We start from the raw sequence: 18,604 nt of genomic DNA on the forward strand, positions 1-18,604 counted from the left end.
TCTGCACGGGTAAGGAAGGTCGGAAGCAACCGGCCGGATTGGGCAGCCAGAAAGAGCTCTTTGGCGCAACGGGGAGTTACGCGGGTGGGTAAGTCGCAGCTTCTGCATGCTCGTCTCGGTTGAGAGGGCGGCGGTCATGTCTTTGCCGAAATTCATTGTCGGTATGATCTTCGCGCTCGCGATCGTCATCGGCTGGTCCTATTTCGATGGCGCGTCGGCGGGAACCATCCTGCTTCGCACCATCGTCTGCGCCGTCATTATCCAGGCTGGCTATTTCCTTCTGGTCTTTGCCATGATCGGGGGAGCCACGCCGACATCGGCCGACAAGACCCGTGAGGCGGACCGCGGCCCGATCCTGAGTAAGGTCGCCGAAGGCGAAAAGCTAAGCGCCAGACGCAGCCTCCACTGAACGTTCGACCGGCGCGGAGGTCAGCCCGGCCGCGATCGGTGGCGCGCTTTCGCGCTCCGCCTGCTCGCCGGACAGCATCCTCGCAAGCCGGCTGCCGGCTTTCGCCCTCAACCGCCGATATTGTCCGACCTCGACGATGCGTCCGTTCTCGATGGCCACGACCCAGTCGGCGAAGGCGATCATCGACGGCCGGTGTGCGATGGTCAAAATCGTCATCCGGTCGCGCAGCGCCTCGATTGATTGGGCGATCAGCGACTGATTCTGCCAGTCGAGCGCGCTTGTCGCCTCGTCGAGGATGAGCAGCGAGGGTTTGCGCAGCAGCGCACGCGCCAATGCGATGCGCTGCCGCTCTCCGCCGGAAAGGCGGACGCCGCGGTCGCCCACCACCGTATCGAGCCGCGAGTCCAGCCGCTCCACGAAATCGGCCGCATGGGCGTTTCGCAGGGCCGCCCACAGTTCTTCGTCGCTGGCCTCAGGCGCCGCAAGGCGCAGATTGGCGGCGATCGTGTCGTGCAGCAGGAACACATCCTGCGGCACATAGGCGACCTGATCGCGCCAGGCCCTGCGATTCTGCGCTGTGATCTCCACGCCGTCGGCCAGAATACGTCCTTGGGTGGGTTCAAGCAGCCCAAGCAGCATGTCGGCGATCGTGCTCTTGCCGGAACCCGAAGGGCCGATCAGCGCCGTCACCTTTCCGGCCGGCAGACCGAAGGTGATGTCGCTGGCCACCGGTTTGCCGTCGCCCTCGCCATAGGCGAACGCCACATCGCGGATGTTGAGGCCGGTCTCAAGCGACAGTTTTGCGCCTTGTTCGGTCACGTTCTCTTCCGGCTCGCGCTCGGCATCGAAGCGAGCCTGGAGGCTTTGCATCGAAGCATAGGCCGGCAGGTTGATCAGCACTTGTTGGGTCTGAAGCTGCATGTCCATGAAGCGCGGCGCGACCCGCATGAAGACCAGGAGCAGCACGACGATCTCGGCCAGCGACAGGTGAAAGCGAACCAGCGCGATATAGATGAAGAGGCTCAGCCCGATCACGCTCGTAACCTGGAACAGAGCGGTGCCGAGCGAGCTGTTGCGGACGAAGGCGATGTTGTCGGCCTTCATCCTGTCCAGCGTCGCGCCGAGCTCGGCAAAATAGCTTGCCTCGACGTTCAGGCTTTTGGCGACCTTGATGCCGCCGAGGAACTCGGAGACCGTGCGGTATTGGTCCTGGCGATTGCCGGTCAGCGTGCGGCCATAGGCGCTGGCGCGCGCCCGGAACGGCTGCAGCGCAACCAGCAGCACCAGACCGACAAGGATGGCGAAGCACGTCATCACCGGCGAGATGAACAGCGAGACAATGAGATAGCCGGCCAGGAGCAGTGTGGCTTGGGTCAGCATCAGCAGCGAGAAGGCCGCAACCTGCACCCGGTCGACGTCGCCGTTCAGCGCATGGTCGAGATCGGAGCTGCGGATGCGGGTGAAAACGCCCCAGCGCGCCTTGCCGATGCTCTCGAACAGGTTCATGCGCACGCGGTTGACGAAGTCATAGAGCAACCGCGCCATGTAGACCGACTTGAAGCGGTTGAACATCGCTTGCAGCGCCACCAGCGCGACGAGCAGTGAGAGCACGCTCGCGAGCGACAGCGTTCCGCCGGGCACCAGCCGATGCAAGGCCTCCGGCACCCGCACCGCATAGTCCTGGTCGGGCTTGCCGATCAGGCGCAGCAGCGGAACGAGCAGCAGGATCGAAATGCCTTCGGTGAGGCTCCCCAGGATCAGGAAGGCAAGCGCCGTCGCCGTGCGCCGTCCGCCGACATGCGCCACCATGGCGCCGAAACCGGCGACATCGCGCAAAAGCGACAGGCGAAACTTCGAGGACCAGCCCATACCCTGGCTCACCTTGTTCCCGACGCCAGGTCGGATTCGATCGCGGCGACCGCTTCATCGAGCCTGGCGAGTCCGGCCGGCACTTCGAGGCGGTTGACGCCGATCAGCCCGGCGATCTCAGCGCATTGGCTGAGATGCGCGGCGGCGAGATCGCCGGCCAACGCCTGCCGGCCGAAGCGCGTGATGTATGAGAATTTGATGATCGCCGGCAGCGCGGCGACACCGGCAAGCTGCGAGATCGCCGCGCGTTCGCCGCGCTCGAGCACATAGATGCGCGATACCGGCACCGCCTCGGCGGCAAATCCGTCATGCAGCCGATGCTGCGCCTTGTCGATTTGCGGATGCACCTGCGGGCGCACTTCCGCCTGCTCGAGGTGAATGGCGCCGGCCGCATCCGCGGCGAGCTTGAGCTGCGGAAATCCGGGCAGGATCATCGGTCGTCCAGGGTCGGACAAATCCAGCGCGACGACGTCGTCGGTGAGCAGCCGATGGCCGGCGCGGATCATCGCGCCCGCCGTCGTCGACTTGCCGGCGCCCTTGTCGCCCATGAAGATCACGCTCTTGCCGTCGACGGCAATGGCGCTGGCATGCAGGACGAGCAGCCCGCGCCGATGTAGGGCAAGAGCCATAACCGGCCCGAGCAGCGGAAAGGCAAGCAGCGGGTCGTCGATCCCCGGCGCCGGATCGACATCGATCCGCCTGCCGTCGCTGATCATGAAGGTGCCGACCGCCTGCCAGGAAAGATATTGGCGCGTCGCCTCGAACCGAAAGCCCGTGGCGCCATGCGATGCGCCGTCGGGAAAGTCGATCGGCCCGACCGCGATCTCCAGGTCCGGTGTCGCCGGTGCTGTCGGCTCCAGTTCCGGCAAGGCCAGGTCTGAACTGACGACCAGCCCGTACGCCCTGTAGAAATGGCGGACGCGTCCGCCCGGCGCCATTGTCCCGGTGGCGGGCCCCGGTCGCGCAAAGGAAGCGATCGGAAGATTCATGCGGGGCTTCCTTGGACTTGCCGTAGCCACAGCGACAGCGAAACCGAACGCCAGACATGCTGGACGTCGGGCAGCGTTGCCTGCTCGGGCTGGCTGAGCAGGCGCTCATAGACGGCGTTCACTTCAGGCAGGTTGACATAGGGCGCGATCCGCTCGCCGTCCGCTATCAGCAGCCTGTCCAGAAGCTCGCGGTGGTTGCCGAGCATGCCCTTGACCAGGTTGGCGGTGAAATCGATCTTGTCGCGTCGCCATTGCACGGCCGGCGGCAGAATGCCTTGCATCGCGCGGCGCAGCACGTGGCGGCCAAACCCGTCCCTGAGCTTTTCCTCGCCGGGCAGCGCCAGGCAGAACTCGACGAGCGGCTTGTCCCAGAACGGATAGCGGGGCTCGACGCCGGAATTGGCGGCGGCCTTGTCGAGCACTTCGAAGGCGTGCGGCACCAGCCCGGTGGACAGCAGCCAGCGATGCGTCAGCGCTTCGCTGGCGCTCACGGCGGCGGGCATGTAGCCGCTGCGATGGAAGCGCTCGGCAAGATCGGTGCGCCTGGCAAGGTCCGGATTGACCAGGCCCCGCCACGCGCGCGGCGCCGATGCTGGCCTCTGCCGCACCTTGCCGACAAGGCGTCTGGCCATCGATCTCATCCGGGCGATCCGCCAAGCGGGTCCGTAGATGGTCAGGAACTTGAAATAGAGGGAGAACATGCCCTCGCCATAGGTGTTGGCGGCGCTGTGCAATTCGCGCCACAGCTCGAGCCAACGGCCGGCATTGGCGAGTTCGTGAAGGTGCCCATGGCCCTGCGAGACGACCTCGTCGCCGCCATGCCCGTCGAGAAGCACCTTGACGCCCTTTGCGCCCGCGGTGCGGTAAAGGTCGCGGGTCAATGACAGACCGGGCGCCAGGAACGTGCCTTCCTGTTCCTCCAGGATGCGCTCGAACTCGGCGAAGGGCGCGTAATTGCTCACCGCAATCAGCGTGGCATCGAGCGGATTGTCGTCGAGCACCGCATCGATGAACGGCTTCTCGTCCATCGACGATCCCTTGTCGAAGACCAGCGAGAAAGTCTTGAGCTTCGGGTTTCGCTTAGCCGCCGCGCGAAGACCGGCAACGCAAGCGATCGAGGAGGAATCGAGCCCGCCACTCAGCATCGCGCCGACGGCCGGCGTGCCGCGCATGCGGTTCTCCACCGATTGCGCGAAGAGATGCCGGAATTCCTCAGCCGCGTCCGGGTGCGGCGGCCGCTGCGAAGGCTCGATCTGCCAGTAGCGCTGCAGCACTACCCGGCGGTCGGCGACCGTCATGCTGTGCCGCGCCGGCAGGCGGAAGATTTCGGCGTACAGCGTGGCCTGCGGATCGTCCGTCAAGCCGGCGAGGAAGCCGGAAATCTGGTGTTCGCTGAGCCGCCTGCCGACGCCGTCCAGCGCCAGGATCGGCCCGATCTCCGAGGCGAAGGCGAAGCGCCTGCCGGTCGAATGATAGTAGAAAGGTTTGACGCCGAGATGATCGCGCGCGCAAAACAGCGCCCGGCGCTCGCCATCCCATATCGCGAAGGCGAAATCGCCCTGCAGATAGGTCGGGCAGGCCTCGCCCCACTTAAGGTAGGCGCGCATGATGAGCACCGCGTCGGCGACCGACCGGTCCCGCATGCCGAGCCGCGCCAGAAGCTCGTCGCGATTGTCCAGCCGGCAGTCGGCGGTGATGGCGAGCTTGCCGCCGGCCATCGTCAGCGGGCCGGGGCCCTTCTCGCCGGTCGTGTCGAGCCAGGCATGGCCGAGCGCCACGCTGCCGTCCGTCCACCATGAGCTACCGTCGCGGGCGCGGTGGCGCATGCGCGAAAGCATCTCTTGGATATCGCCGGCCGCGGCGGGCCGGCCGTTATCGCTGAGCACGATTCCAGCGACGCCGCTCATCGCTCACGACCCATGGTCGACCAGATGGGCAAATCCTTTGATCGAGCCGCCAAGCACGATGTGGTTGCCGCTCATCAACCAGGCATGCGCCTTGAGCTCGCTGCCGGTCCCTCGTTCGATGCCGATGCTGATTTTCGATGCGCTGCCCTGGCGGGCGAGCAGATATTGTCCGGCCAGCGCTTGGGTCAGGCAGCTGGCGCCCGGCACGAGCCGCGCCGCGGCGGCGACGCCCCATGCGACACGCCGCAGGTCGGCGACACTGGCGTCGCGTCTGGCGTGCATTGCCGTCACCAGGCGACGGACACGGTTATAGGAGGACAGCGTCAACGCGAGCCGCACAACGCTCACCACCATCAGGCAGCGCGCCAGAAACAGCATTTCCCAGGCGCTCAGCGAGCGGAGCCTAGACCAGTTCCTCATTGTGGAGCCTCGCAAGCCCTGCTTCGCTCAGCCCCTTGAGCAAGCCCTCGACATCGGCCCTGCAGCGTTCGGCATCGACATTGTAGCGCGCAAGTACGGCGCTGCGGATATCGAGCATGGATCGCGGCTCCTGGATCTGCTCCCAGATGAAGGCGCCGACGCCGTTCAGGCTGTAATAGACATTGGATTTGAGGTGGAGTAGCGCCAGTCCGGCGCCGAATTCACAAGCCACCGCCTCGTTCGTCGCGACGACGCGGTCATGGTCCGAAGGGTTCCAGTGCATCCTAAAACCTCGTTGCTGGCCCGTCGCGCCCTATGGCTTCCACCGGGATCGGTTGCCTGCGATCCTCGGCAGGAATCCGGGGGACAACGCCCCCCGGCTCACCTGTTGGAGAGCATCCGGAGCCCCAACTCAGACACCCGGATACATGTGAGTTTTAAGAGAAAGTCAGCTCGCCGACCGGCGTGTGCGCGGGAAAGCTCGCGTCGAGCGCCGTCGTGCCTGCACCGCCCTGCGTGATGGTTTCAATCGAACCGTGAACCGTCAGGCTGGGGGTTTCATACTCATGCTTTTCAACATTCTGTTCCATTGTACTCTCCAATTAAGGACTGGAAGCGGCTGCAGAATGCCGCCAACATATCGCTATGCTGCAGCGCAATTGCTGCATGGCAACATCCATGAGTCAAGCTTGATTTACCAAGCATTAATCAATTCTTGGTTGCGCTCGCATCCGTTGTTAATCAAGGCCTAGGCAGCGTCATCCTAAACCTCACCCATCCAGGAATTCAACCGTAGGTCCGTGCCGTTTAGATAAGCGGTTGATTTATCTGCGATAATTTTTCAGGCGAAAAAGACATCTCGCAATTGCGAAGAATTTGTCACAAAAAATCGTCATTTTCCGGCCAGCCGGGACGCCCCTGGAATTGTCTTCAAAAGTGATTGAACGTGAAGCGATTTTAAACGCTGGGGTTGCGGTCAGGAGGCGACCTCAGCCGCTTTTGGCGTGAGCGCGTCAATTTTTCCGATGCTTTTCTTCGCAGTTGCAGTATAACCGCTTTGGGCGGCATTTTGCGGAGAACGACATCGGGCATGGCGGTGCAGGATGGCTCCTATGAAAGGCTGCGCGCCGCCGGCTGCGCCGACGAAGTCGCTTATGTGCAGGCCTGCCTGAGGCTGTTTTTCGCGCCACGAGCCAACATCACGGATGGCCGGGTCGATGTGCCCGCGCCGACGGTGTCGGCCACCCCGATCACGGCCACCCCGATCACGGCGGCCACAATCTCGGCGGCCCCAATTTCGGCAACCAATGTCGCCGACATCGCCAGGCTGAACAAGGTCGCCGTGTTCCTGCTCAAGGCGCTCGCGCGGGCGCCCGCGAATACCGCGCCTGCGGAGTTGCCTGGTTGGCTCGACAGCTACCGCCGGCGTACCATGTCGATGAATGTCGCCTGCATTGGCGATTCGGTGGCCATCGCTCGTGTGCTGCGCGACAGGCAGGTCGATTTCGTCTTCCTCAAGGGGCCGCTCCAGCAGCATCTGCTTTATGGCGACCACTTCATGAAGCCATCCGGCGACGTCGATATACTGGTTTCGCCGACCGGTTTCGCCAAGGCCCGCGATGCGTTGCGCACGATGGGCTATGAGGTTGCCGGCAAGTCGCGTTCGGTCTGGTGGGTGCGCTTCCTCGGTGAGCAACATATGGTGCGCGAAGACGGCGCGAGGGCCTCGACGGTCGACCTCCACCACCGGCTGCAGCAGCCGGGTTCGCCCAGCCCGCGCGACACCGACGGCTTCCTGCGCCGCAAGCGCGAAGTCGAGGTGGCCGGCGCCGCCATGCCGATCATCTCGGCCGCCGACACCTTGCTTTTGTCCGCGATCAGCGTCGCCAAGGCCTTTTTCAACCGCGAGCCCTGCGCCGGCTATGTCTGTGACGTCAGGGCCAGCGTCAGCCGCCTGAGCGAAGCCGAGCAGCGGAGGGTGCTCGACCACGCCGCCGAACAGGGCCTGGCGGATACGCTGCTCTTGGGATTGCGCGCCGCCGACGTGCTGCTCGGCGGCGACGGCACGCTGCTTTCGGATCGCGCCACCCGCATGCTGGCCCGCATCGACAACGCCGACCTCTTCCACATGGTCATGGCGCCGTGGCTCGCGTCCCTGCGCTGGCCGCAGCGCCGCCATGTGCTGTGGGAACTCTGCGGTCGCGAGCCGGTCCGCTACCTGGCTGAAGCCGGCTGGGCGGCCTCCGCCGACCTCAGCCGGCGCATCTTCGAGCGCCCGGCCACGGCCGGGCCGGCGCGGAGCGAAATGATCAGAATCGTGGGCGGGGCGGCCAATCATGCAAGCGAAAGGTGAGCCCATGCCCGTGACGACGCCCATAACGACCTCGGGAGTCTGCGTCATCATCGCCGCGCGCAATGCGGCGCGCACCATTCCCGGCGCCATCGCTTCGGCGCTGCGCGAGGCCGAAGTCGCCGAAGTCATCGTGGTCGACGACGCCTCCACCGATGACACCCGGGATGTGGCTTTGGCCGCCGACGACGGCAGCGGCCGGCTTGCCGTCATTCGTTTCGACGTCAATCGCGGTCCTTCCGCCGCGCGCAACGCCGCCATCCAGGCCTCCAAATCGCCCTTCATCAGCATTCTCGACGCCGACGATTTCTTCCTCGAAGGCCGCTTCCGCCGGCTTTTCGCCAGCACCGACTGGGATTTCGCCGCCGACAACATCATGCTGATCCGCGACGATGCGGCGACCGACCTCGCCAAGGTCGCCGCCCCGCCTTTCGCGGCCGAGCCGGAATTTCTCGATTTCGAGCGCTTCATCGACGGCAACATCTCGCGCCGCCGTGTGCGGCGCGGCGAGCTCGGTTTCCTCAAGCCGGTGATCAGCCGGGCTTTCCTCGAGCGGCATGGGTTGAGCTACGACGAGAACCTCAGGCTTGGCGAGGACTACGAACTCTACGCGCGCGCTGTCGCTTACGGGGCTCGGTTCAAGATCATCAAATCCTGCGGCTATGGCGCGATCGTGCGCGCCGATTCGCTGAGCGGCCGCCACAGGACGCAGGATTTGAAGCGCCTTGCCGATGCCGATCTGGCGCTGCTCCAGATAGACAGCCTTCCGGAGCGCTCGAAGGCCGCGTTGCGGCGCCATGAGCGCCATGTCCGCGACAAATACCGGCTGCGCAACTTCCTTGATGTGAAGGCCGAGCGTGGGCTGGCATCGGCCGCGGCCTACGCTTTCGCAAGCCAATCGAATCTGATCCCGATCGTGCGCGGCGTCGCCACCGACAAGCTCGACGCGCTGTTCCGCCGCACCGGGATTGTTGCGCGGCAGCAGATGCCGCCGACGCGCTTCCTGATGGCGGCAACCAGCGCCGCAAGCGGGTGATCGCCCATTGTCCCGGAAGCCGCCGTCCCTCAAAAAATCGCATTCCGGAAACTATGATGTTGCCTAGTCGCTGCCGGAATGGCAGTCTATGTTGCAATGCAGCAATTTCGAAAGGCCGATAGGATGGCTTCGATTTTTAGCTTCAGATCCCGGGATCCGGCTCGCGACCGGCAGACCGACCTCCAGCGTTTCGACCGGCTGGCGAAGCTGTTCGACCAGATCGCGGCCGAGATTGAGGCGGAGAAAACCGGACTGGAGAATCGTTATAAGTCGACGGCTGCCAACGCCGCCTTTCTGGTCGAGGCGATGGAGAATGGTTCGGCGTCGGCCAGCAAGGGATCGGATGTCGCCGCGATGACCAAGTCGATCCTGAACTGCGAGCGGCGCATTGCGGAGCTCGTTCGCCAGAAAGGCCTGGTGAAGGAACTGCGTCATTCGCTCGACGCGATCGTCGAGGATGGTGCCGACCGGTCTGCTGCGCAGGCGACGGCAAGAGGCTGACGGCGTCAGGCGCCGTCAGCGGTACGAGACGTTACAGGACATTAGAGGAGTCACAGGGCGGAAGATCGGAAGCGGCTCGCTCATGCGAACCGAGGATGACTTTGGGTTGGGCGGACAACACAAGGTGAGTTTGTTATGAACGCAGATCCGGACAACACCTCCACCGAGGCGGCTTGCGAGGTATCGCAGGCGCCAGGGAGCGGATTAACCAGCCTGAGGCTTGCCGTGATCGGCGCCCTGTTTGCGGTCGCTGCGGCCCTTGCGGCGAGCCCGCATCCCGCGCATGCGCAAGCGGCGCAGCAAGAGCTGCAAAGCGCGCCGTCCTTCGTCGACGATTTCTCGAATTTCAACCAGTCCCGCTGGTTCGTCTCGGACGGCTGGACCAATGGCGCACATCAGAACTGCACGTGGTCGAAGGATCTCGTGCGGCTGTCCGACGGCGTGCTTTCGCTGGGCTTCGAAAAGCGCAAGCTGAAGGACCGCGAGTTCGCCTGCGCCGAGATCCAGACCAAGCAGCGCTACGGCTACGGCGTCTATGAGGCACGGATGAAGACCGGCACCGGCTCCGGCCTCAACGCCGCCTTCTTCTCCTATATCGGCCCGCAGGACAAACAGCCTTGGGACGAGATCGACTTCGAGGTCCTCACCAAGGATCCGTCGAAGGTGCAGGTCAACAGCTACATCCAGGGCAAGCCGAAGAACGGCAAGCTTGTCGACGTCGAAGGCGGCGCCGACAAGGGCTTCAACGATTATGGCTTCGTCTGGGAGAAAGACCGGCTGCGCTGGTACGTCAACGGCAAGCTCGTCCATGAGGTGACCAACCCCGACGAGTTGCCGACCCATTCGCAGAAAATCTTCTTCAGCCTCTGGGGCAGCGACAAGCTGACCAACTGGATGGGCGCCTTTGTCGATCCCGGCAGCAAGGTGACCATGGAGGTCAAGCGCGTCGCTTTCACCGCTTTGGGCCAGCCATGCCAATTCCCGGAATCGCTGGCATGCAGCATTAGCAATTCCAACTAGGCATGATCCCCCAAAGTGGAACCGATTTTGGGATAGGATCATGCCGAACCAACTGGGCCGTTTGGCCTGCGGGACATCTGAACCGGCCGGACCGCTTTTGCGGCCCGGCCTTTGACAGGAATAGAACCAAATGAATTTGACGGTATTTGGGATTGGCTATGTCGGTCTCGTGCAGGCCGCTGTGCTGGCCGAGGTCGGCCATGAGGTGGTGTGCGTCGATATCGACGAGAAGAAGGTGGAGCGGCTGAACCAGGGCTTGGTGCCGATTTTCGAACCGGGCCTCGAGGCTCTCGTCAGAGAAAACCACGCGGCCGGCCGCATCCGCTTCACCACCGACGCGGCGGCGGCGGTCAGGCATGGCCAGATCCAGATGATCGCGGTCGGCACGCCGCCCGGCGAGGATGGCTCGGCCGATCTGAAATATGTGCTGGCCGTCGCCGAGACCATCGGCCGTGAGATGGACAGCGCCAAGATCGTCGTCGGCAAGTCGACCGTGCCGGTCGGCACTTGCGAGAAGGTGAAGGCCAGGATCGCCGAAACGCTGAAGAAGCGCGGCCGCGAGGATCTCGCCTTCGATGTCGCCTCGAACCCCGAATTCCTCAAGGAAGGCTCGGCGGTCGCCGATTGCATGAAGCCGGACCGCATCATCGTCGGCACCTCCAGCGAGGACACCGAGATGGTGATGCGCGAGCTCTACGCGCCGTTCAACCGCAACCACGAGAAGATGATCGTGATGGATGTGCGCAGCGCCGAATTCACCAAATACGCCGCCAACTGCATGCTGGCGACCAAGATCAGCTTCATGAACGAGATGGCCAATCTCGCCGAGCAGCTGGGCGCCGACATCGAGGAGGTGCGCAAGGGCATCGGCTCGGATCCGCGCATCGGCTACCACTTCATCTATCCCGGCCTCGGCTATGGCGGCTCGTGCTTCCCGAAGGATGTGCGCGCGCTGATCAAGACCGCCGAGGGCGTGAAGTTCGACGCCAAGCTGCTGCGCGCCGTCGAGGAGCGCAACAATGCGCAGAAGTCGGTCCTGTTCGACAAGGTCAACCACTATTTCAAGGGCGCGCTCAGGGGCAAGACCTTTGCCGTCTGGGGGCTGGCCTTCAAGCCCAACACCGACGACATGCGCGAGGCGCCGGCGCGCACGCTGATGGAAGCGTTGTGGGCGGCCGGCGCCAAGGTGCAGGCCTACGATCCCGAGGCGATGCAGGAGTGCCAGGCGATCTACGGCCTGCGCGAGGATCTGCTTTTGTGCGGCACCAAGGAAGCGGCGCTGCGCGGCGCCGACGCGCTTTTGATCTGCACCGAATGGAAGAGCTTCCGCGCGCCGTCCTTCGACGCGCTCAAGGATGCGCTGACGACGCCGGTCATCTTCGACGGCCGCAATCTCTACGATCCCAAGGTGATCGCGCGCTACGGCATCGAATACTTCTCGATCGGCAGGATGGCGGCATGAGGGCTGATTGCCTCAAGGACAATGGCCGTCGCCATGGCTGTGGACTCATGCCGGCGAACGGGGCATCGGCAACAGTATGAGGTCATCAATGGCTGCGCAGCGCAAACCGACGGTCACCGTCATCGTCCCCACTTTCAACCGGCAAAAATTCCTGCCCGAATCCATCGGCAGCCTGCTGCGGCAGACCGTGATGCCGGATCAGATCCTGATCGTGGACGACGGCTCGACGGATGATACCGGCGCGGTGGCGGCCTCTTTCCCGGCGCCGGTGGAATACTACCACAAGGAAAATGGCGGGAAATCGACGGCGCTGAATTTTGCCCTGAAGCGCTGCACAGGAGATTTCGTCTGGATATTCGATGACGACGACGTCGCGCACCCGACGGCGCTTGAGCGGTTTCTCGCCGCCTTCGAGCGCGAGCCGGCCGCTGATTTCGCATTCGGCGAATATGCGCGTTTCCAGCGTTCGGCCCAGATCGAGGAGCAGGATTACGAGATCGTCGCCTTCGGACATGTCAGCCAGGACAATTTCTTCCCGTCGCATCTCGAATATTGCCACGTCCACCAGCCGGGCCTCCTGGTGCGCCGCGAATGCTACGACGAGGTGGGTGGCTTTAACGAGACCCTGGTCCGGTCGCAGGACTACGAGATGATGTTGAGGCTTGCACGCCGGTTCAAGGGCATCAGGGTTGATGGCTTGATGTTCTTCCAGCGCCAGCACGACATGGTCCGCGGCAGCACCAAGGTGGTCATTTCCTACACCGACCGGATCAAGGCCTGGGGCGCGTACGACCGGGCGATCATGGAAGAGGTCTACAAGTCGGTCGATCTGCATGAGTATCTGGATCGCTCGGAGCAGGCCCTGCCGAGGACGGCCGATCTCGAGATGCAGGCGCTGCTGCAGCGGTCGAGCATCATGGCCAGGAAGGGTCTGTGGCATCACGCGGCCGAGGACATCCGCCGCTACGCCCTGCTTGCCGAACGAGCCGGAAAGACGTCGCTCAGCGACAAGGAACGCGCCATCGTGCGGCGTACGTTCGAAGCCTACGATACAGGTTTGGCATCCGCCCCGGCCGACGAATTCGTCTCGGCGGTGAAGGCCTGGAGGTCGGGACCGCTGAAGGCCGACATCGTCAGGGAATACATGCATTCCTTCCCGCATTATCTGGCGCGGGACCTGAAGGCGGGAAAGGTGATCCCGGCTTCGAAATTGTTGCGGGAGTATTCGGCGCTGTCGCTTTCCGCTTCGCTCGGCCGGCTGTGTCGGGCCATGACGTCGAAGCTTCCCTTGGCGCGCGGCGCAAGCTGATGAGCCGTGGCTTGCGGATACTCGCCCGGGCCGAATTAGGAGCAGAACGATGAAAGTGCTTTTTGCAAGCGGCAACGGGTACATTCCCGAGTTCACCGGCGGCGTGCAATCCAACACGCATCACCTGGTCGAACAGCTGATCGAGCACGGCCATCAGGCGTCGGTCCTCGCATCGCTGTTCGGCGACGGCATGTTCGGCCTCAAGGCGCGCGCCAAGATGAAGCTGTTGCGGCAGCCCGCGGTTGTCGACAATTTCCCCGGCTACCCGGTGATGCGCGCCTGGTTCCCCTGGGAGGCGGCCGGCTTCGCCGTCGAGAAGACCACACCGGACGTCGCGGTCGTGCAGTGCCACAAATCCGTCCTGCTCGGAAAGGCGCTTCTTGCCGAAGGCGTGCCGCTGGTCGTTTATCTGCACAATGTCGAATTTCACGAGCTCGCCGGCGATCCGCGCGAACTCAATTCGGCTTTGTACATCGCCAATTCGGAATTCACGGCGCGCACCTACAAGGAAAAATTCGGCATCGAGTCCACCGTGCTTCCGCCGACCATCAACGACGCGCTCTACTACACGCATACGACCGGCGAATTCGTCACCATGATCAATCCCTATGAGGAGAAGGGGTTCGATCTGGCGGTGAGGATTGCGGCCGCCTGCCCGGAGATTCCCTTCCTGTTCGTGGAGAGCTGGAAACTGGAGGACGAGCATCGTGCCCGCATCGAAAAGACCATCGCGCCGCTCTCGAACGTCACGCTGGAAAACCGCACCGACGATATGAAGACGATCTATGGCCGTACCAGGATCCTGCTTGCCCCGAGCAAATGGGAGGAAGCCTGGGGCCGCGTGGCGTCCGAGGCGCATTGCAGCGGCATCCCTGTCGTGGGCTCGAGGCGCGGCGGCCTGCCCGAAGCCATTGGTCCCGGCGGCGTGGTGCTCGACTACGACGCCCCGCTTACCGACTGGGCGTCGGCGGTGACGCGCCTTTGGAATGATCGCCAGGAATACGAACGGCTTTCGGCCTCGGCTCTGGCCTTCTCCAAGCGCCCGGAGCTCGATCCCGCGCGGCAATTGGTGGTGTTTCTCGATCTGCTGGAAAGAGCGGCTCGGCAGGGCGTCCGCCACGCTGCGTAGCTTGCAAGCAAGGAGAGGGAACCGTTTGCTGCACTGCACCAAAAATGTTGCGATGCGGCAAAAAACTGCAATAGGTTGGGCCGACAGGAGTCGAAGTTCATGCTGCATGCGTCAGGCCCTGCCGGCGATGTTTCCAGCCTGATTTGGGCGAGAACATCCTGCCGATGAGGATCTGCTTCGTAGTCGATAAATTTCCCACTCTGTCCGAGACATTCGTGCTCGATCAGATTGCCGGATGCATTGAAAGGGGAATGAAAGTCAGCGTCGTCTGCAACGAGATGGCTTTTGGCAAGGATAGCAATGTGGACGATGCACGTTGGCAGACATTGCCCGGCCCTGTCGTTTCCTGGTGGGGTGGCCTGAATCGCTACCGCTCACTGCTCCGGAAATGGTCCGGCAGATTTTGGGACAAGCTTTCGACCTTCATCGACCTGGCCAACGCACAAAAGCTGCGAAACGTCGATGTGATCGTGGCGCATTTTGGCCATAACGGCCTGCGCGTCGCCCGCGTCATGAAGCGGCGCAGGATTTCCGCGCCTTTAGTGACCATATTCCATGGCACCGATGTCGGCAGGCCGTTGCATGACGGCACTCTGGACCAGTACAGGCCCGTTTTCGAACAAGGGGCTCTCCAGCTCCCTGTGAACGCATTCTTCCGTCAGGCCCTGATCGATGCCGGTGCCGCGCCGGCACAAGTCGCGGTTCACCACATGGGCATTCGCCCAAGCGAGATCGAATATCGCTGGCGCTCCTGGCAGGGGCGTACGCTGTCTTTCATCTCGGTCTGCCGGCTGACCGAGAAAAAGGGAACCGAATATGCGCTTCGCGCCCTCGCTTGCCTGCCGCACCGCGATTGGACCTATTCCGTGATCGGCGGCGGGGAATTGCTGGAGGAATTGAAGCTTACCGCCGTCGACCTCGGTATTGCCGACAGGGTGACCTTCCTCGGACCGCGTCCGCACGGCGAGGTGAAGCAGCGCCTGCGCGACGCCCATGTCTTCCTGCTGCCAAGCGTCGCCGGGCGAGACGGCGATCTGGAAGGAATACCGGTTGCGCTCATGGAGGCGATGGCCGGCGGCCTGATCGCTGTCAGCACCTACCATTCCGGGATTCCGGAGCTGATCGAGGATCGCAAGACTGGCTTCCTCGTGCTCGAAAGGGACGTCGCCGCGCTTGCCGGCAAACTCACCTGGATCGCCGAGAACCCGGGCCTGTGCGAGCCGATAGCGCTTGCCGCTCGAAGGAAGGTCGAGGCCGATTTCAATGCCGATAACTTGAATGAACGCTTTGCGCAGATCGTTGCGCGGCTAGGGGAGACCGGATCCGTCACATGAATGCCAATCCGCCGCCCCCGCAATTTGGTCGCGTTGCCTTGCGTGGCGGGCTGGTCACGGCCGGCGCGCAAGGCTTCAAGATAGCGATCCAGTTCCTTTCGGTCGTCATCCTTGCCCGACTGCTCGTCCCCGAGGATTTCGGCCTGGTGGCTTCCGTGGGACCGATCGTGGCCTTCGTCGGCCTGCTTCAGGATCTGGGCCTCCAACAGGCGGTCATCCAGCGCAAGGAGATCGATCAACGGCAACTCAACCAAGTTTTCTGGCTGAGCGCGGTTGTCGGCCTGTGCGCCGGGGCGGTCGTGGCTTGCCTGGCCCCCGCCATTGCCGCTTTCTACGGTGATCAGCGAATGTGGGGGATAACACTTGCTTCCGCCGTGCCGCTGCTTTTTGGCAGTCTTGCCGCCGTGCCGCTTGCCCTGATGAACCGTCATCTGCAATTCGGCCAGCTTGCGCTCAACGACGCAATCACCGCGGCCGTAGGGCTGCTCGCTACCGCAACCGCGGCGTATTTAGGGCTTGGCTATTGGTCTCTGGTTTTGGGTCCGGCTGTGTCGGCTGTCGTAGCGCTGGTTGCCGGCTGGTTGGTGACGCGCTGGACGCCGTCTTGGCCGAATCTGAAGGTCGACGCCGACATATTCAGGTTCGGCGCGAATCTTACGGGCTTCAACCTTGTCAATTTTCTGTCTCGCAACCTCGACAACATTCTCATCGGAAAATATTCCGGCGCGGTCGAGCTGGGCTACTATGATCGCGCCTACAAGCTTCTGCTGTTTCCGCTGCAGAACATCAACCAGCCGCTGACGCGTATCATGGTGCCGCTGCTCAGCCGCATCCATGAGGACAAGCAGCGATTTCGAGACATCTATGTCCGGACAAACTGGCTGCTGGCCGTTATTACCATGCCCGGCATTGCGACCTTGACTCTGACTTCGGAGCAGGTGGTCAGGCTTCTCTTCGGCGAGCGTTGGATGGCCGTGGCGCCGATTTTCGCCTGGCTGGGCATCGCCGGCCTAATGCAGTCCGTATCGAGCACCACGGGGTGGATATTCATCTGCCAGGGCAAGACGAAGACGATGTTTCATTGGGGCATCTATTCGTCTTTGACGACCGTCGCCTCCTTCATCGTCGGCCTGCATTGGGGCGCCATCGGCGTCGCGGCTGCCTATGCCATCAGCGGTTACGTGCTGCGCATCCCGGTGCTTGCCGCCCTGATCCATCGTGTCGGCCCGGTGACCGCCGGCGATTTCCTGGGCATACAGGGGCTCTTCATCGTCTCGTCCCTGCTCGCCTGGCTCTCGTATCTGTCGCTGCCGGCCTTGCTGACCAATCAGTCGGACCTGCTCACGATCCTTGTGGCGGTTGTCCTAAACTACGGGTTCGCCTTGGCCCTCATGCTTGCTGTTCCGCAGTCGCGCAAGGCGTTGTTCGCCACTCTTGCCAACGTCGCCAGCAACATTGGGTGAGCGGTTGCCTATCAAGGAGGACAACGGCCTGGTTGCCGACATTGCCGACGCATGCTCTTCCAGCACGGCCTCGAGGCTTGCCCGGCGATAGTGGTCGAGACTGGCGATGAATCTGCCGAGTTTTTCGGCTGCTTCCGACGGCGTCACGGTATCGATATCGAGCAGAAGGTCGTCGACGCCGATGCGCTTGGCGACTTCCTTGGTTTTGAATTCATAGGCGATCGGCAGCACCGGTGTGCCGACGCAAAGCGACATGATCATCATATGCATGCGCGTGGCGACGACGAAGTCGCAATCCTTCACCAGCGCCATCAGTTGGTCGGGCGTATGAAATGCGGCGTCGACATTGACGTGTTCGGCGATTTCCGGGTCGAGTTCGGCCACGATCGCCCGCGCAGTCCTGGCGTCGTCATGGGCATATTCCGGCACACCCTGGCAGGTTGAGATGAAGGTCACCTCCTTGGCGTGGTCCCTGACAAGAATTGTGGCGATCTCCCGGATCGAATCGAGATAGCGGCGCATGCCATCCTCACCGTCGCTGACGAAGCTCCAGTGGCGGACGGAAATAGCGACTCGGCCCGTCGGCGCCGGTGCGCTGCCGAGATGTTTCTTGATCCTGTCGGTATCAGCCAGGGCAAAGACGGCATCGGCGACCACATGGCATTTGCCGGGGTCTTTCACCAGATCCAGGATGTGATTTCTGGATCGCTCATCACGCAGCAGGATGAGCGGAGCCCGATCGAAGATCGGGCCTAGCTCCTGGCGATTGTAACTTTTCTTGAACGGGCCGAGCGATTGCGTGAAGAAGATCGGGTCCTTGCCCAAGATCGCATCGATGCGGAATTGATTGAGCCGCTTTTCAAGATCGTAGTTCTCGACGAGATAGGTTCCGCCTGTCGTGACCACCAGGTCGGCGCTCGCATAGGCCTCAAGGCCGTGGCGGTCGCTTCTGCTGAAGAACACGCTGCTGGCGCCGTTTTGGGCAAAGCGGCGCAAGGCGCGCAAGACTCCCCGATTGTAGATCGACTTGAGCCGGCCCTTTATCCCGCCGCCATGCTGATCCTTGAACAGGGATTCCGACAGCAGCTTGTGGAATTCGAGATCCGGGTAATCTTTCTTCGGGTAAAGCCTGGCCGCGACGTCGGGCTGACTGTCGAAAACCAGGAACTGCACATCGCCGCCGACGATCGATCTGAGAATATGGCGGATAGCCAAAAGGATCGCGGCATCGCCAGTGTTCAGACACACTGTATTTTCGATCACGACTTTCATGGGGGACCTCGTTTCGCATCCGCGGCCAGGCCACGTCGATTAAAACGGCATGTTTGCCGGAGTGCTGACACGCGATCCGCGTCGCGATCTGGTGTGCTGCTCCGCGCTGATAGCCAACGCGAAATCCGGATCGA

General features: G+C 62.9%; 17 protein-coding genes. 10 read left to right on the forward strand and 7 right to left on the reverse strand.

The window, feature by feature from the left end:
• Positions 1-136 precede the first annotated feature (136 nt).
• Positions 137-409 (forward strand): exopolysaccharide production repressor exox, encoded by a 273-nt coding sequence (locus LB552_RS05180; RefSeq protein WP_140544959.1) that lies wholly within the window; start codon positions 137-139, stop codon positions 407-409.
• Here LB552_RS05180 and LB552_RS05185 read toward each other — a convergent pair.
• From LB552_RS05185 to LB552_RS05210, 6 genes are all read right to left on the reverse strand, one after another.
• Positions 383-2,278, reverse strand: a complete 1,896-nt coding sequence (locus tag LB552_RS05185) for an ABC transporter ATP-binding protein (protein ID WP_224603384.1) — start codon at positions 2,276-2,278, stop codon at positions 383-385. The genes LB552_RS05180 and LB552_RS05185 overlap by 27 nt on opposite strands.
• Positions 2,279-2,286: 8 nt before the next feature.
• On the reverse strand, positions 2,287-3,267 hold the full coding sequence (locus LB552_RS05190; protein ID WP_318012013.1) for a serine kinase: 981 nt from the start codon (positions 3,265-3,267) through the stop codon (positions 2,287-2,289).
• Positions 3,264-5,174, reverse strand: a complete 1,911-nt coding sequence (locus LB552_RS05195; protein WP_224602418.1) for a lasso peptide isopeptide bond-forming cyclase — start codon at positions 5,172-5,174, stop codon at positions 3,264-3,266. The genes LB552_RS05190 and LB552_RS05195 overlap by 4 nt, the downstream gene beginning before the upstream one ends.
• Before the next feature lie 3 nt (positions 5,175-5,177).
• Positions 5,178-5,594 (reverse strand): lasso peptide biosynthesis B2 protein, encoded by a 417-nt coding sequence (locus LB552_RS05200; RefSeq protein ID WP_224602419.1) that lies wholly within the window; start codon positions 5,592-5,594, stop codon positions 5,178-5,180.
• Positions 5,578-5,877 carry a PqqD family protein gene (locus tag LB552_RS05205; protein ID WP_095769315.1) on the reverse strand — a complete coding sequence of 100 codons (300 nt, stop codon included), beginning with the start codon at positions 5,875-5,877 and terminating at the stop codon, positions 5,578-5,580. The genes LB552_RS05200 and LB552_RS05205 overlap by 17 nt, the downstream gene beginning before the upstream one ends.
• Before the next feature lie 154 nt (positions 5,878-6,031).
• Positions 6,032-6,184, reverse strand: a complete 153-nt coding sequence (locus LB552_RS05210; RefSeq protein ID WP_095769314.1) for a lasso RiPP family leader peptide-containing protein — start codon at positions 6,182-6,184, stop codon at positions 6,032-6,034.
• A gap of 500 nt (positions 6,185-6,684) precedes the next feature.
• Here LB552_RS05210 and LB552_RS05215 point away from each other — a divergent pair, with 500 nt between their 5' ends.
• The 9 genes from LB552_RS05215 (at position 6,685) to LB552_RS05255 (ending at position 17,198) form a co-directional block, all read left to right on the forward strand.
• Positions 6,685-7,947: a nucleotidyltransferase family protein gene (locus tag LB552_RS05215; protein ID WP_224602426.1), complete on the forward strand. Its 1,263-nt coding sequence runs from the start codon at positions 6,685-6,687 to the stop codon at positions 7,945-7,947.
• A 4-nt stretch (positions 7,948-7,951) separates the two neighbouring features.
• Entirely contained in the window at positions 7,952-8,980 is a 1,029-nt protein-coding gene (locus tag LB552_RS05220; RefSeq protein WP_095769418.1) for a glycosyltransferase family 2 protein, read from the forward strand.
• Between the two features lie 123 nt (positions 8,981-9,103).
• The gene (locus LB552_RS05225) at positions 9,104-9,481 is read left to right on the forward strand and encodes a hypothetical protein (RefSeq protein WP_224602429.1); all 378 of its coding nucleotides are present in this window, start codon (positions 9,104-9,106) and stop codon (positions 9,479-9,481) included.
• A gap of 135 nt (positions 9,482-9,616) precedes the next feature.
• A complete protein-coding gene (locus LB552_RS05230) occupies positions 9,617-10,501 on the forward strand; it encodes a glycoside hydrolase family 16 protein (protein ID WP_224602431.1) in 885 nt (294 codons plus the stop codon).
• Positions 10,502-10,631: 130 nt separating this feature from the next.
• Entirely contained in the window at positions 10,632-11,963 is a 1,332-nt protein-coding gene (locus tag LB552_RS05235; protein ID WP_140845616.1) for a UDP-glucose dehydrogenase family protein, read from the forward strand.
• Positions 11,964-12,051: 88 nt separating this feature from the next.
• Positions 12,052-13,272 carry a glycosyltransferase family 2 protein gene (locus LB552_RS05240; RefSeq protein ID WP_224602434.1) on the forward strand — a complete coding sequence of 407 codons (1,221 nt, stop codon included), beginning with the start codon at positions 12,052-12,054 and terminating at the stop codon, positions 13,270-13,272.
• Positions 13,273-13,321: 49 nt separating this feature from the next.
• Positions 13,322-14,401 carry a glycosyltransferase gene (locus LB552_RS05245; RefSeq protein WP_224602436.1) on the forward strand — a complete coding sequence of 360 codons (1,080 nt, stop codon included), beginning with the start codon at positions 13,322-13,324 and terminating at the stop codon, positions 14,399-14,401.
• A 143-nt stretch (positions 14,402-14,544) separates the two neighbouring features.
• Positions 14,545-15,735: a glycosyltransferase gene (locus tag LB552_RS05250; protein ID WP_224602438.1), complete on the forward strand. Its 1,191-nt coding sequence runs from the start codon at positions 14,545-14,547 to the stop codon at positions 15,733-15,735.
• The gene (locus tag LB552_RS05255; protein ID WP_224602441.1) at positions 15,732-17,198 is read left to right on the forward strand and encodes a lipopolysaccharide biosynthesis protein; all 1,467 of its coding nucleotides are present in this window, start codon (positions 15,732-15,734) and stop codon (positions 17,196-17,198) included. The genes LB552_RS05250 and LB552_RS05255 overlap by 4 nt, the downstream gene beginning before the upstream one ends.
• Here the strand turns inward: LB552_RS05255 and LB552_RS05260 are convergent.
• Positions 17,100-18,470 (reverse strand): polysaccharide pyruvyl transferase family protein, encoded by a 1,371-nt coding sequence (locus LB552_RS05260; protein ID WP_224602443.1) that lies wholly within the window; start codon positions 18,468-18,470, stop codon positions 17,100-17,102. The genes LB552_RS05255 and LB552_RS05260 overlap by 99 nt on opposite strands.
• Between the last annotated feature and the right edge of the window lie 134 nt (positions 18,471-18,604).

The organism is Mesorhizobium sp. CA7 (assembly GCF_020165015.1).
Lineage (GTDB): Bacteria > Pseudomonadota > Alphaproteobacteria > Rhizobiales > Rhizobiaceae > Mesorhizobium.